Origin of the sequence: Streptomyces sp. NPDC002680 (genome assembly GCF_042889145.1) — a bacterium.
GTDB lineage: Bacteria > Actinomycetota > Actinomycetes > Streptomycetales > Streptomycetaceae > Streptomyces > Streptomyces adonidis.
This window is the reverse complement of record NZ_JBIAQP010000020.1, coordinates 163347-177715: the sequence shown is the minus strand read 5'-3', so window position 1 is coordinate 177715 and position 14369 is coordinate 163347. Positions and strand designations below refer to the sequence as shown.

At 70.5% G+C, this 14369-nt stretch carries 9 protein-coding genes; 7 read left to right on the top strand and 2 right to left on the bottom strand.

The window, feature by feature from the left end; genetic code table 11:
• Positions 1–100: 100 nt before the first annotated feature.
• Together ACFYXF_RS40805 and ACFYXF_RS40800 are read right to left on the bottom strand one after the other, a co-directional pair.
• Positions 101–790 carry a helix-turn-helix domain-containing protein gene (locus ACFYXF_RS40805; protein WP_389357292.1) on the bottom strand — a complete coding sequence of 230 codons (690 nt, stop codon included), beginning with the start codon at positions 788–790 and terminating at the stop codon, positions 101–103.
• Positions 791–1075: 285 nt separating this feature from the next.
• The gene (locus ACFYXF_RS40800) at positions 1076–2233 is read right to left on the bottom strand and encodes a YihY/virulence factor BrkB family protein (protein ID WP_389357290.1); all 1158 of its coding nucleotides are present in this window, start codon (positions 2231–2233) and stop codon (positions 1076–1078) included.
• Between the two features lie 664 nt (positions 2234–2897).
• On the opposite strand from ACFYXF_RS40800, the gene ACFYXF_RS40795 reads away from it, so the two are divergent.
• The 7 genes from ACFYXF_RS40795 (at position 2898) to ACFYXF_RS40765 (ending at position 13971) form a co-directional block, all read left to right on the top strand.
• The gene (locus ACFYXF_RS40795; protein ID WP_389357288.1) at positions 2898–4133 is read left to right on the top strand and encodes a heparan-alpha-glucosaminide N-acetyltransferase domain-containing protein; all 1236 of its coding nucleotides are present in this window, start codon (positions 2898–2900) and stop codon (positions 4131–4133) included.
• A gap of 95 nt (positions 4134–4228) precedes the next feature.
• Positions 4229–6745, top strand: a complete 2517-nt coding sequence (locus tag ACFYXF_RS40790) for a Pls/PosA family non-ribosomal peptide synthetase (protein WP_389357447.1) — start codon at positions 4229–4231, stop codon at positions 6743–6745.
• The gene (locus ACFYXF_RS40785) at positions 6742–9075 is read left to right on the top strand and encodes an amino acid adenylation domain-containing protein (protein ID WP_389357286.1); all 2334 of its coding nucleotides are present in this window, start codon (positions 6742–6744) and stop codon (positions 9073–9075) included. Before ACFYXF_RS40790 ends, ACFYXF_RS40785 begins: the two co-directional genes overlap by 4 nt.
• 29 nt (positions 9076–9104) lie before the next feature.
• Positions 9105–10127 (top strand): TauD/TfdA family dioxygenase, encoded by a 1023-nt coding sequence (locus ACFYXF_RS40780; protein ID WP_389357284.1) that lies wholly within the window; start codon positions 9105–9107, stop codon positions 10125–10127.
• The gene (gene sbnB, locus ACFYXF_RS40775; protein ID WP_389357282.1) at positions 10124–11161 is read left to right on the top strand and encodes a 2,3-diaminopropionate biosynthesis protein SbnB; all 1038 of its coding nucleotides are present in this window, start codon (positions 10124–10126) and stop codon (positions 11159–11161) included. Before ACFYXF_RS40780 ends, sbnB begins: the two co-directional genes overlap by 4 nt.
• A gap of 95 nt (positions 11162–11256) precedes the next feature.
• Complete coding sequence (sbnA, locus tag ACFYXF_RS40770) at positions 11257–12252, top strand: 2,3-diaminopropionate biosynthesis protein SbnA (RefSeq protein ID WP_389357280.1); 996 nt, start codon at positions 11257–11259, stop codon at positions 12250–12252.
• Positions 12253–12336: 84 nt separating this feature from the next.
• Positions 12337–13971 (top strand): acyl-CoA dehydrogenase family protein, encoded by a 1635-nt coding sequence (locus ACFYXF_RS40765; protein ID WP_389357278.1) that lies wholly within the window; start codon positions 12337–12339, stop codon positions 13969–13971.
• Positions 13972–14369: the final 398 nt, after the last annotated feature.

The window sequence follows — 14369 nt, the reverse complement described above, 5'->3', positions numbered from 1 at the left end:
CTGCGAGAAGTGCAGTGATTTGCCCGCGGGCCGGTGGGGGCTGGTCGCGCCCACGCGGCGGAGCCGCAAATGTCACAGCCCCGCGCCCCTAAAGGGGCGCTCAGCCCCCTTCATTCAACAGTTGCCGCAGCGACGCTCCCGCCAACTCCCTTACGTCCCGTGCCAAATGAGCCTGATCCGCGTACCCCGTCCGTGTCGCCGTCTCCGCGAAGGGAACGCCCTCCCTCGCCATGGCCAATGCACGCTGCATGCGCAGGATGCGGGCCAGGGTCTTGGGGCCGTAGCCGAAGGCGGACAGTGAGCGGCGGTGCAACTGGCGGGTGCTGAGGCCCAGTTCGTCTGCCGTACGGCCGACCGGGCGGCCGGATTGCAGGGCCGCGACCAGGCCGCCGAGCAGGGGATCCGGCGGAGGCGTGTCCGCCGCCCGTTCCAGTGCCAGCTGCTCGAGCGCCGCCGCCGGATCCGGCGCCGCGTCGACACGCACCCTCAGCCGCCGCACCTCCGCCGCTCCCCACAGGTCGGCCAACTCGACGCGCCGGTCCCGGAGTTCGCAGGCGGGTACACCCAGCAGGACCGGCGCCCTGCCGGGGCGGAACCGGACGCCCGCCCAGCGGACGGGGTCGCCCTCGGGGACGTACGGGCGGGTGTCGGGACCCGCGACCAGCAGCCGGCCCTCACTCCAGAGCAGGTCCATGCAGCCGTCGGGCAGGACGGGCCGCGCGCCGGGCCCGGTCGGGGTGTTCGTCCACACCACCGCGCCCGGCAGCCGGGAGGGCCGTTCCTCGTACACGTACGAAAGGCTACGCCGCCACGAGCCACGTCTGCGCGCCGAGTCGGATTCGCCCCCGCCGCCCCTACCCGTCCCATCCTCGGGGGCGCTGCCCCCGAACCCCCGCTCCTCAAACGCCGGAGGGGCTGGATGGTGCCGGCCGGGGCTTGATCTTTCAGCCCGTCCGGCGTTTGAGGACGAGGCCGTTCAGGCCGACAGCGGGGGTCTGGGGGCGGCAGCCCCCAGGGATGGGACGGGTAGGGGCGGCGGGGGCGAAGAAAAGCCCGGGCCGCGCCCCACCCCCCGTCACTTCGCGGAGGGCGGCCCCTCCCCCGTCTTCGGTGTGCTCTTCACCTGGGCCCGCAGACGGGACGTCACGTCCTCCGGGGGCAGGAAGCGCGACCAGCGTTCCGGGAACTCGGAGGGCATGTCCGCCGGGTCGTCGGGGTCGTCGTCGTGCTCGTAGGTGCGGGCGGCGGTCATCCGGGCGACGTACTCGGCGGCCTCCTCCTCACGGATGCGTTCGTTGGCGGCGCGCGCGGCGGCCGTGGAGGCGGCCGGCCAGACGCGGTCGATCGCCGCGTTCACGGCGGCCCCCACGAGCACGGCGAAGGCCGAGACACCGACCCACAGGAGGACGGCGACGGCCGCGGCGAGCGATCCGTAGATCGTGGCGCCCTCGATCGTCTTGGTCAGGTAGATACGCAGCAGGAAGCTGCCGAGCACCCACATCCCCAGGGCCACCAGCGCGCCCGGGACGTCCTCGATCCACGGTGAGCGCACCGGGACCGACACATGGAACAGCGTCGTCAGGAAGGCGATGGAGAGGAGGATGACGACGGGCCAGTACAGGACCTGTACGAGCGTCTCCGACCATGGCAGGACCTTGAGTACGGCATCCGGGCCCGCCACCATCAACGGCAGCGCGACCGAGCCGATCAGCAGGGCTACGACGAACAACACGAAGGCGACGAGCCGCGTCTTCACGATGCCCCGGACTCCGTCCAGGCCGTACATGACGGTGATGGTGTCGATGAAGACGTTCACCGCGCGCGAGCCGGACCAGAGGGCGAACAGGAACCCTATGGAGATGACGTCCGGCCGGCCGCCCTTCATCACGTCGTTCAGGATCGGCTGGGCGATCTCGGTGACGCCCTTGTCGGAGAGGACGGTCCGGGACGCCTCCAGGAGGTTGTTCTCCAGGCTGGTGATGGTGTCGGTGCCGGTCCAGTCGTCGACGTAGCCGAGCAGGCCGATCAGGCTCAGCAGCAGCGGCGGCACGGACAGCAGCGTGAAGAAGGCCGCCTCCGCGGCCAGACCCAGGATCCGGTACTCGATGCACGAGTTGACGGTGTCCTTGAGCAACAGCCATGCGGTCCTGCGCTTCGAGACGTTCCGGTAGAGGACGCGCGCGCGATGGAGTCGGCCGCTGGGGCTCTCGGGAAGTTCACTTGCTGCCTGCACGCCCTAACGGTATCGGGCGGGCGGTCCCCCTCTCACCCTCCGGTGCCCCGGCCAGGGCCCGGCACCCGCACGCCGCTCCCTCCCCTCCCTTCCCGTGACACGGCAGAAAACGAAGAGAAACCCAGTGGAAACGGAAAGGAACGATTCAGCAGGTAAATCGAATACTATTTCTGTCATGCACTCGGCGGCCATATTTCGGCGCGCCCAAACGGAATACCGCCCGGCAATTACACCTGCTCCACGGAAAGCTCCCAGGTGAGGGGTCCGCACACGCGGTCGCATTCCGTACGAAAAGTCGTGACTCTGTAACAGGAAAGCGACATTACGCCGGTGACGCTTGACCCGTTCATAACCGGGTCGAAACAATTCGGATTGCATTCTCCGGGGCACACCCACCCAAGGGAGTGCGAAGCACCACGACACGGGGGCATCCGGGCTCCGACCAAGCCCGATCGAGCCGCGTTGCCCGTGATCCGCGCGGAAAGGGTGCGGATCGACGCCGTGCCGCACGCCGCGCTCATCGACATTTTCCACTGACACGTCAATTCGTCCCGCACGCCATTTCTCATATCGCGTCAACTGTCACTCCCGCTCACAGCTGCACCGCGGGTGTACGGCGGACGCGAAATCCATCGTGCCAATTTGCCAATTTACGGAGCTGCTCATGCCTTTATCGACACCGCGCATCGCCGGTGTGGACGTGGCCCGTGGCCTCGCGTTACTCGGTATGTTCTCGGTGCACGTATTCGGTGCGTTCGAGCCGGACGATTCCCCGACGGTGGCCTGGCAGCTGGCGGGCGGCCGGTCCTCGGCGACCTTCGCGCTGGTCGCCGGCGTCGGCTTGGCCTTCACCACCGGCGGCCGTACGCCCCGGGTCGACCGCGGCTCGCTCGCCTCGGTCGCCGCCCGGGCGCTGTCCGTCGGTCTGATCGGGCTGACGCTGGGCTACGCCGCCAACGCGGCCGGCCTCGAAGTCGACGTCATCCTCGCCTTCTACGCCCTGCTGTTCCTGCTCGCGCTGCCTCTGCTGGCCCTGCGGGCACGGACGTTGGCCGGTATCGCCCTCGCGCTGGGCGTGATCGCGCCGTTCCTCGTCCACCTGTTGCAGGGGGCGTTGCCCGAACCCGCCTTCGACGGTGATCCGACGCTCCAGGACGTCGTCACCGACCCGGCCGGTCTCCTCGGCGACCTGCTCGTCCACGGCGACTATCCGGTCCTCGCGTGGACGGCGTACCTCTGTGCCGGGCTCGCCATCGGGCGCCTCGACCTCTTCGACCGGCGCACCGCGACCCGGCTGCTGACCGCCGGACTGGCACTCGCCGCCGCCTCCTGGCTGGTCTGCTCGCTGTGGCTCTTCCGCTGGGGCGGGCTCGAGCGGCTCCAGGAGAACGAGTTCTACGACGTGACCGGGCCGCACGCCCGCGACGAGGCCCTGTGGGACACCCCGGACGGCGAGACCTGGTGGTCGATGCTCTCCCGGGCGCCGCACTCCACCTCGCCGTTCGACGTGCTGCACACCCTCGGCTCGGCCACCGCGCTGCTCGCGGCGGTCCTGCTGCTGACCCGGATCGCCGTGGTGCGGCGCGCGCTGCTCCCGCTGGCGGCCGCCGGAAGCATGCCGCTGACGCTCTACACCGCCCATGTCCTGTTCCTCGCCACCGGAGCGCTGAACGGCTCCCCCGACCTCCAGTACGCCGTACTGGTCGCGGGCTCGCTGCTCTTCGCGGTCGTGTGGCGGCTCACCAGGGGCCGGGGACCCCTGGAGGCCCTGGTCGCGGGGGCGGCGCGGCGCGCCAAGGCGTGGGAGCAGGGGTGGGGACGCGGACGGGCACAGGGGAGCCCGGCCGAACGGCCCGTCCAACGATCCGACCGAACCGAAAGCCAGGACCAGCACCGCTAAGGAGCTTCATCGTGGGGGGAACAGTGGGGGGAAAACCGATCGAGTTGGCGTCCATACCGCCGACCGATCCGATCAACCCGATCAATCCGATACAGATGTCCGGCGCCGGAGGTGACACCGAGCGGATTCTCGCCGAGGTGCTCGCCGGGGTCGTGAAGACGGACCAAGTACCGCTCGACAGCCACTTCTTCGACGATCTGGGCGCCAACTCCCTGGTCATGGCGCACTTCTGTGCCCGTGTCAGGAAGCGCGACGATCTGCCGTCGGTGTCGATGAAGGACGTGTACGGCCATCCGACGATCCGGAGTCTGGCGGCGGCGCTCGACGGCGCCCCGGCCGAGGCGCCCGCCGCACCGCCCGCCGAGGCCCCGGCGCCCGGCAGTACCACGCGGTATGTCCTGTGCGGGGCCGCGCAGTTGCTGATCTTCACGGCGTACTGCTTCCTCGCCGGGCTGGTCACCGTCGAGGGCTATGAGTGGATCAACGCCGGTTCGGGGGCCGTCGACGTCTATCTGCGGTCGGTCGTCTTCGGCGGCGCCGCGTTCGCCGGGATGTGCGCACTGCCGGTGGTCGCCAAGTGGGTGCTGGTCGGCCGCTGGCAGCGGACCGAGTTCCCCGTCTGGGGCCTCGCCTATCTGCGCTTCTGGACGGTCAGGGCACTGCTGAACGCCAACCCGATGCGCCTGTTCGCCGGGAACCCGCTCTATGTGCTCTATCTGCGGGCGCTCGGCGCGCGGATCGGCAAGGGCGTCACGATCCTCTCGCCCGCCCTCCCGGTCTGCACCGACCTGCTGAGCGTCGGCGCGGGCACGTTGATCCGCAAGGACTCCTATTTCCTCTGCCACCGGGTCGTCGCCGGACGCGTCCAGACCGGCCCGGTCACCCTCGGCCGTGATGTGTACGTGGGTGAGAAGACCGTCCTCGACATCGGCACCTCCATGGGCGACGGCTCCCAACTCGGCCATTCCTCCGCGCTGTTCGAGGGCCAGGCGGTACCGGCGGGGCTGCGCTGGCACGGCTCCCCCGCCCAGCCCACGGACGTGGATTACGTACGGATTCCGGGGGCCCGCTGCTCCACCGCCCGACGGGCCGCCTACGGTCTCGCGAGCCTGCTCCAACTCCTGCTGGTGTACGTGCCGTTGGCGGTCGGCGGCGGCTATCTGCTGCTCGACCTGGCGCCCCGGCTCAAGGCGCTGTTCGACCCCGCCCTGGCCGACATGACCTCGCTCCGCTTCTACGCGGAGGCGCTGGGCTTCTCCCTCGCGCTGTTCGCCGCCATGATCGTCGTCGGGGCCGTGACGGTGACCCTGGTCCCCCGGCTGCTGAACCTGATGATCCGGCCGGACCGGGTGTATCCGCTGTACGGCCCGCACTACTCGGCGCAGCGGGCCGTCACCCGGCTGACCAACATCAAGTTCTTCAAGTGGCTGTGCGGCGACAGCTCGTACATCGTCCACTATCTGCGGGCCATCGGTTACGACCTCTCTCACGTCGAGCAGACCGGCTCCAACTTCGGTACGGAGATGCAGCACGAGACCCCGTACCTGGTCTCCGTCGGCCGGGGCACGATGGTCGCCGACGGGCTGTCGATCCTCAACGCCGACTACTCCGGTACGTCCTTCCGCGTCTCACGGGCGACGCTCGGGGGGCACAGCTTCCTCGGCAACCACATCGCCTACCCCTCGGGGGGCCGCACCGGCGAGAACGTTCTGCTGGCGACCAAGGTGATGGTGCCGCTCGACGGCGAACTCCGTGAGAACGTCGGCCTGTTGGGCTCGCCGTCCTTCGAGATCCCGCGGTCGGTGGAGCGGGACAGCAGCTTCGACCATCTGCGCGAGGGCGACGAGTTCCACCGCCGGCTCGCCGCGAAGAACCGCTACAACCTGCGCTCGATGGGCCTGTTCCTGTTCGTGCGCTGGCTGCACTCCTTCCTCCTGACGGTGCTCGGCTTCGCGGCCTTCGCCGTGTACGGCACCCATGGCGTCGCCGCCGGCGCGCTGGTCGGCGCTTCCCTGGTGCTCGGGCTGGTGCTCACCTCCGGTTACTACGTGCTGGTCGAGCGGCTCATCACCCGGTTCCGGAGCCTGGTGCCGCGGTTGGTCTCCATCTACGACCCGCACTTCTGGTGGCAGGAACGGCTGTGGAAGGTGCCGGTCGACTTCCTCGTCGTGTTCAACGGGACGCCGTTCAAGAACCTGCTCTGGAGGATGCTCGGCGTGCGGATCGGGCGCCGGGTCTTCGACGACGGCGTCTCCATCACCGAGCGCACCCTCACCACGATCGGCGACGACTGCACACTCGGCGCCCACAGCAAGATCCAGGCCCACTCGCAGGAGGACGGCACCTACAAGTCCGACCACATCGTCCTCGGCGCGGGCGTCACGCTCGGCACCGGCGCGCTCGTCCACTACGGCGTGTCGATGGGCGACGGGTCCCAACTCGCCCCGGACTCCTTCCTGATGAAGGGCGAGGAGATGCCGTGCCTGGCCCGCTGGGGCGGGAACCCGGCGGTGGCCCTGCGCAGCGACCAGATCGCACCGGCCGAGCGGACCGACCGGATCCCGCACATCGCACAGAACATCGCACAGATATCGACGGGGGCAGAACGATGACCACGATTCCACGCTGGATATCCGGCCCGGTCCCGGGCGCGGACCCGCAGAACGGGCCCCACTCGGTGTACGCCGAGTACGAAGTCCCGCTCGACGCGAGCCTGTTGAGGTCGGCCTCGTTCGAGTCGGCGCTGCTCGCCGCGCACGCCAAGGTGCTCGCCGCGCTCTCCGGTGAGCGGGAGGTCACCACCGGGTACGTGGCGGTGAAGGGGCAGCGGCCCGTGGCCCGCCGGATGCTGGTCGGCCCCGGCTCCTGGCGGGAGCTGCTGGCCCTGACGGACCTCGCGGACGAGGTGGGCGGGGCGGACGAGCCGCCGTACGAGACGGTCCTGGACCCGCACGGCGGCGAACCGGCGGACGACGGCGCCGTGTTGTACCTGAGCGTCGGCGGGCGCACCCTGCGGCTGCGTCACCGCACCGACGTCCTCGACACCGAGGCGGCGGCCCGGATCGCCGGCTACCACCTCACCGCGCTCTCCCTGATGACCGCCGACCCGGACGCCGACCACGAGGGCCAGAGCCTGCTGTCCGGCGCCGAACTCGCCTTCCAGCTGGACGGGTTGGCGGGCCCGGAGCGTGAACTCCCGGACCGCAGGGTGCACGAGCTGTTCGAGGAGCGGGTCCGCAAGCACCCGGACGCGGTCGCGGCCGTGCAGGGCGGGACGGAGTGGACCTACCGGCAGCTCAACTCCCGGGCGAACCAGGTCGGTAGGGCCCTGCTGGACCGTGGGCTGACCCGTGAGGGTGTCGTCGCCGTGGTCACCGAGCGCAACCTCGACTGGATGGCCGCCGTGCTCGGGGTGCTCAAGGCGGGCGGGGTCTATCTGCCGGTCGAGCCGCACTTCCCGGCCGGGCGCATCACCGCCACCCTCACCCGCGCCGAGTGCGCGTTCGTCGTGACCGAGCACGGCAGCACCACCACGCTCGACGCGACCGGGACGGACGTTCCGAGGCTGTACGTCGACGAGATCGAGGCGGAGGGGCACGCGGACGGCGATCTGAACGTGCCCGTCACCGCCGGCCAACTGGCCTACATCTACTTCACGTCCGGGTCGACCGGTGAGCCCAAGGGCGCGATGTGCGAGCACGCGGGCTTCGTCAACCACGTCCTCGCCAAGCTGGAGGACCTGGAGGTCGGCGAGGGGCAGACGGTCGCGCAGACCGCTCCCCAGTGCTTCGACATCTCGCTGTGGCAGCTGGTGTCCGCACTGCTCGTCGGCGGCCGGACGCTGCTGGTCGGGCAGGAGGTGATCCTGGACGTGGCCCGGTTCGTGGACACGATCGTGGACGGCGGGGTCAATGTGCTCCAGATCGTGCCGTCGTATCTCGAAGCCGTGCTCGCCGAGTTGGAGCAGCGGCCCCGTGAACTCCCCGATCTGCGCTGTGTGTCGGTGACCGGGGAGGCGGTGAAGCGGGAGCTGGTGCATCGCTGGTTCGCCGCCCAGCCCGGCATCAAGGTCGCCAACGCCTATGGGCTGACGGAGACTTCGGACGACACCAACCACGAGGTGATGGACCGGGTGCCGGACGGACCCCGGGTTCCGCTCGGGCGGCCCGTGCGCAACGTGCGCGTGTACGTGGTCGACGAGCACCTCTCACCCGTGCCGCTGGGGGCGCCCGGCGAGATCGTGTTCTCCGGGGTGTGTGTCGGGCGCGGGTACGTCAACGACCCCGAGCGCACGGCCGCCGCCTTCACGCTGGACCCGTACCGGCCCGGTGAGCGGCTCTACCGCAGCGGTGACCACGGGCGCTGGCTGCCCGACGGCAGGCTGGAGTTCCTCGGCCGCCGGGACACCCAGGTGAAGCTGCGGGGCTTCCGGATCGAGATCGGCGAGATCGAGAACGCGCTGCTGCGGGTGCCCGGCGTCCGGGACGGTGCCGTGGTGGTCGTACGGGGCGTGCGGCTGGTGGCGTTCTGCACCGGCGCCGAACTCGTCGACGTACAGGCGCGGTTGGCCGAGTCGCTGCCCGCCTACATGGTTCCGGCGGCCGTGCACTGGCGGGAGCGGCTGCCGCTCACCCCCAACGGCAAGACCGACCGCAGGACGCTCACCGCGCTCGCCGAGGAACTCGACACCGCCGAGAAGGGCGTACGGGGGCCGGAGACGGCCGGTGAGCGGCGTCTCGCCGCCGCCTGGGCCGACGTGCTCGGGGTTCCGGCCGACCGGATCGGGCGCCTGGACCACTTCTTCGACCGTGGCGGCACCTCGCTGTCGGCCGTCCGGCTCGCGATCGCCCTGGACCGGGCGATCACCCTCAAGGACGTCATCCGCCACCCGGTCCTCGCGGACCTGGCCGAGCTGCTCGAATCGCCGGCCGCCACCGCCTGACGACGGCCGCACCGAAAGGAACGACAACCATGGCACTCTCCTCCACACCTTCGGCATCGACTCCCGCTCCCCCGGCCGTACTTCCGGGCATCGAACTGCTCCCCGGCCGGCCGCCGACCCTGCGCACCCCGCCCGTCACCGACCCGGCCGAGTGGGCGGGCGCCCACCGGGACGCGCTGCGGGCGGCCGTCGCCGAGCACGGCTCGCTGCTGGTGCGCGGTCTCGGCCTGCACGAGCCCGCGACGACCGGCGCCGTGCTGCGGCGGCTGGCCGACGGCCTGATGAGCGACCAGGAGGCCTTCGCGCCCCGGCGACGGTACGCCGACGGCGTGTACTCGTCCTCCAAGTGGCCGCCCAACCAGCCGATGTGCATGCACCACGAACTGAGCTACGCCCAGGAGTTCCCCGGCCTGCTGATGTTCGCCTGCCTCGAAGCGCCCGCCGAGGGCGGTGCGACCGGGGTGGCCGACTCGGCGGCCGTGCTCGACGCGCTGCCCGCCGAACTCGTCCAACGCTTCGAGAAGGAGGGCTGGTTGCTCACCCGGACCTTCAACGACGAGATAGGCGCCACGCTCGCCGAGGCCTTCGGCACCTCCGACCGGGCCTCCGTCGAGCGCTACTGCCGCGCCCACGCCATCGAGTTCGCCTGGGAGCTGGACGGCTCCCTGCGCACCCGCCAGCGGCGCGGCGCCGTACTGCGCCACCCGGTCACCGGCCGGCGCTGCTGGTTCAACCAGATCGCGTTCCTCAACGAGTGGACGATGGACCCGGAGGTCCACGAGTACCTGGTCGACGTGTACGGCGCCGACGGCCTCCCCTTCAACACCCGCTACGGCAACGGCGATCCGATCGGCGAGGACGTCGTCCAGATCCTCAACGAGGTGTACACGGCGCACACCGTGCGCGAGCCGTGGCAGGGCGGCGATCTGCTGCTCGTCGACAACATCCGTACGGCACACAGCCGGGAGCCGTTCGAGGGGCCGCGCGAGGTTCTCGCCGCCCTGGCCGACCCGGTCCGCCGCACCGACTCTCCCGAAGGGAACGCATCATGACCACGACCCCTGTCACGGTCCCGCCGTTCGCGGTCGTCTCCGGCGAGCAGGTCCAACAGGCCCTCCAGGGACGGGAGTCGGACGTTGTCGACCTCGTGGAGGCGGTGTACCGGCTGCACGGGGCCGGGGACTCGGTGAACCCGCCCTCGTACTTCCTGCGGTTCCCGGACCGTCCGTCGTCGCGGATCATCGCGCTGCCCGCGTCGATCGGCGGGGACGTGCGCGTGGACGGGCTGAAGTGGGTGTCCAGCTTCCCGGAGAACGTGGCGGGCGGGATCCCGCGGGCCTCGGCCGTGCTGATCCTCAACGACCACGACACGGGCTATCCGTTCGCCTGCCTGGAGAGCTCGATCATCAGCGCCTCGCGCACGGCGGCCTCGGCCGCGCTGGCCGCCGCCAAGCTGAGCCAGGGGCGCACCCGGCCGACCCGGGTCGGATTCATCGGCACCGGGCTCATCGCCCGCTACATCCACACCTATCTGGCCGCCACCGGTTGGGAGTTCGACGAGACGGGTGTGTTCGACCTGTCCGCCGACAGCGCGGCCGGCTTCCGGGGCTATCTGGAGCGGTCGGACGGCGGCGGCAAGGTCACCGTGCACGAAAGCGCCGAACAACTCGTCCGTTCAAGCGACTTGCTGGTCTTCGCCACCGTCGCCGCGAAACCACACATCCACGACGTGTCGTGGTTCGACCACCATCCGCTCGTCCTGCACGTCTCGTTGCGCGACCTCGCGCCCGAGATCCTGCTCGCTTCGGCGAACTACGTCGACGACGTCGAGCACTGTCTGAAGGCGGAGACCTCGCCGCACCTGGCCGAACAGCTCACCGGCGGCCGGGAGTTCATCGACGGCACGCTGGACGACGTACTCAACGGCCGCACGAAGGTCCCGGTGGACCGGCCGGTGGTGTTCTCGCCCTTCGGCCTCGGAGTGCTCGACCTCGCCGTCGGCAGGTTCGTCCACGACGAGGTGACCCGCCGCGGCGAACTCCGTGTCGTCGACGGCTTCTTCCACGAACTGCGCCGGCACGGCTGACCTGTTCAGGGGGACAAGTCGCAGCGCCCGTCGCCGGGTGCCGTGCCACAGATCAGGCGCGCCGAGTACAGGCGCGTCACACTCAGGGGGACAACATGCCAGTCATTTCCCAACCATCGGACTTCAACGAGGACGAGCTGTACGTCGACCTGCGGGCCGCCGTCGGGCTGCCCCTCTTCCTGAAGTGCGAGGGCTTCAACTTCGCCGGTTCGATCAAGATGAAGGCCGCCTGCGAGATGGTCGCGGCCGCCGAACGGGACGGCAGGCTGCGGCCGGGATCCGTTCTCGTGGAGTCCTCCTCGGGCAACCTGGGCGTCGCGCTCAGTGTGCTCGCGGCCAGTCGGGGCTACGGGTTCCTGTGCGTGACGGACTCACGCTGCAACGCACAGGCGATCCGTCTGATGGAGGCGCTGGGCAGCCGGGTGCACGTCATCGACCGGCCCGATCTGCACGGCGGTTTCCTGGGCGCCAGGATCGGCTACGTCCGCGCGCTGTGCGCCTCCGACGAGCGGTACGTATGGCTCAACCAGTACGCCAACGACGGGAACTGGCGGGCGCACTACCGTACGACGGCACCGGCGATCGCCCGCCGGTTCCCGGGCCTGGACGTCCTGTTCGTCGGCGCCGGCACCACCGGCACGCTGATGGGCTGCGCGCGCTGGTTCTGGCAGTGGAACCGGCGGGTGCGGATCGTCGCCGTGGACGCCGTCGGCTCGGTCACCTTCGGGGGGCCGCCGGGACCCCGGATGATCCCGGGCCTGGGCACGAGCGTACGGCCGCAGCTGCTCGACGAGTCGTACATCGACGAGGTGATCCGCGTCGAGGAACCGGACGCGGTGCGGGTCTGCCGGCAGCTGGCGGCCCGGGGCTTCCTGTTCGGCGGGTCCACCGGCACGGTCATCAGCGGGGCCAGGCAGTGGCTGGCCCGGCACGACGGACGTGACCTCACGGCGGTGGCGATCGCCCCGGACCTCGGCGAGCGCTACCTCGACACCGTGTACCACCCCGGCTGGCTGGAGTCCCTCCAGGCCGACCAGGACGTGACCTCCCTGGCCTCCGACGAACTGGCGTCACTCTCCCGACCGGCCTGACCGGCACGAATCGCACGAACGGCACGGGGTGCTGCGCCGCCGGGAACCGGTGAACAACACCGTACCGGGGGGTAGGTTCCTTTTATGGCAGCCAGCACCCACACCGTGACCAACCAGGCGCCGCCCCTGGTCGGATATGACGTGTTCACCGCCGACAAGGCCCTGGTGGCGGCCGTCGAGCGGCATCTGGACCCCGGGCTTCTGGACGAGGCCCGGGACGAACTCTCCACGCTCGGGAAGTCCGCCGGATCCGCGCAGGTGCAGGAATGGGGGGCGCTCGCCAACGAGAACCCCCCGAAGCTGCGCACACACGACCGGTACGGCAACCGGATCGACGAGGTGGAGTTCCATCCGGCCTGGCACCGGCTGCTCGGCAAGGGCGTCTCCGCCGGGCTGACGGCGGCCTGGACCCGGCCCGGCGGGCATGTGCGGCGGGCCGCCGGGTTCCTGGTCTGGTCGCAGGCCGAGGCGGGCCACGGCTGCCCGCTGTCGATGACCCACGCGGCGGTGCCCGCGCTGCGCACCGATCCGGCGCTCGCCGCCGAGTGGGAGCCCCGGCTGACGTCCACCGTCTACGAGGAGGGGCTCGGGCCGGCCGGTCAGAAGGGCGGTGTGCTCTTCGGGATGGGCATGACGGAGAAGCAGGGCGGCAGCGACGTACGGGCCAACACGACGGTCGCTAGGCCGCTCGCCGAGGACGGGACGTACGAGCTGACCGGCCACAAGTGGTTCTGTTCGGCGCCCATGTCGGACGGTTTCCTGGTGCTGGCGCAGGCCCCCGGCGGAGTGACCTGTTTCCTCCTCCCCCGCGTCCTGCCGGACGGCGCGCGCAACGAGTTCCGCATCCAGCGGCTCAAGGACAAGCTGGGCAACCGGTCCAACGCGTCCGCCGAGGTCGAGTTCGACGGGACGTGGGTGCGCCGGGTCGGGGACGAGGGGCGCGGCGTGCGCACCATCATCGAGATGGTCTCGGCGACCCGGCTCGACTGTGTGCTCGGCGCGGCGGCGCTGATGCGGCAGGCGGTCGCCCAGGCCGTGCACCACTGCACGTACCGCGAGGCCTTCGGCGGGAAGCTGATCGACAAGCCGCTGATGCGCAACGTACTGGCCGATCTGGCCCTGGAGTCGGAGGCGGCGACGGCCCTCGCGCTGCGGCTGGCCGCCGCCTACGACGACGGGGGCGAACAGGAACGGGCGTTCCTGCGGCTCGCGTTGCCGACCGCCAAGTACTGGGTGACCAAGCGCTGCACCCCGCTGGTGGTGGAGGCGTCCGAGTGCCTGGGCGGCAACGGCTATGTCGAGGAGTCGGGCATGCCCCGGCTGCTGCGCGAGTCACCGCTCAACTCGATCTGGGAGGGCGCAGGGAACGTCCAGGCGCTGGATGTCCTGCGGGCCATGCAGCGCGAGCCGGCCGCTCTCAACGCGTTCCTCCTGGAGGTAGGCAAGGCACGCGGCGCGGACCACCGCCTGGACGGCGCCATCAAGAACCTGCTGGCCGAACTCGCCGACCTGGACGGCATCGAGGGCCGCGCCCGCCGCCTGGTCGAGCGAATCGCCCTGGTCCTCCAGGGCTCCCTACTGGTCCGCTTCGCACCCCCGGAGGTCGCCGACGCGTTCTGCGCCTCCCGCCTGGGCAACGACTGGGGCAACGCCTTCGGCACCCTCCCCCACACCCTGAACCTGGCAGAGGTGGTGACCCGAGCAAGACCACTGATCTGACCCCAAGTGCTGTACCGAGAGTCCTGTACCGATGTCGGGGAAGCGCGCCAGCGCGACCCGACAGGGGCGCGGGGAACTGCGCGACAAGCCCCCACCGGGCCCGCGGCCAAAGACGAGAGAAGCCCCACCGGACCCGCACCCAAAATCCCGCCCAACCCGCCAAGCTCCCGCAGGGGTGGTGCTGCGCCGACACGGCACCACCCCCGCTCGCTGTCCCCGCATGGATCGGGAGCGCGGACGCCGCGCGGGCGGCGTCGCCCAAGTTTCAAACACCGCAGGGCAGTTCACCAGGGTTGCAGGGGGTTGCAACTTGTTGGCATCTGTGTGCGGAGTGTGTCGCTCCGGGGCCGCGGGACGGCACCATGAGACAACCAGTCAATACGGGGCCCGGGCAGCGT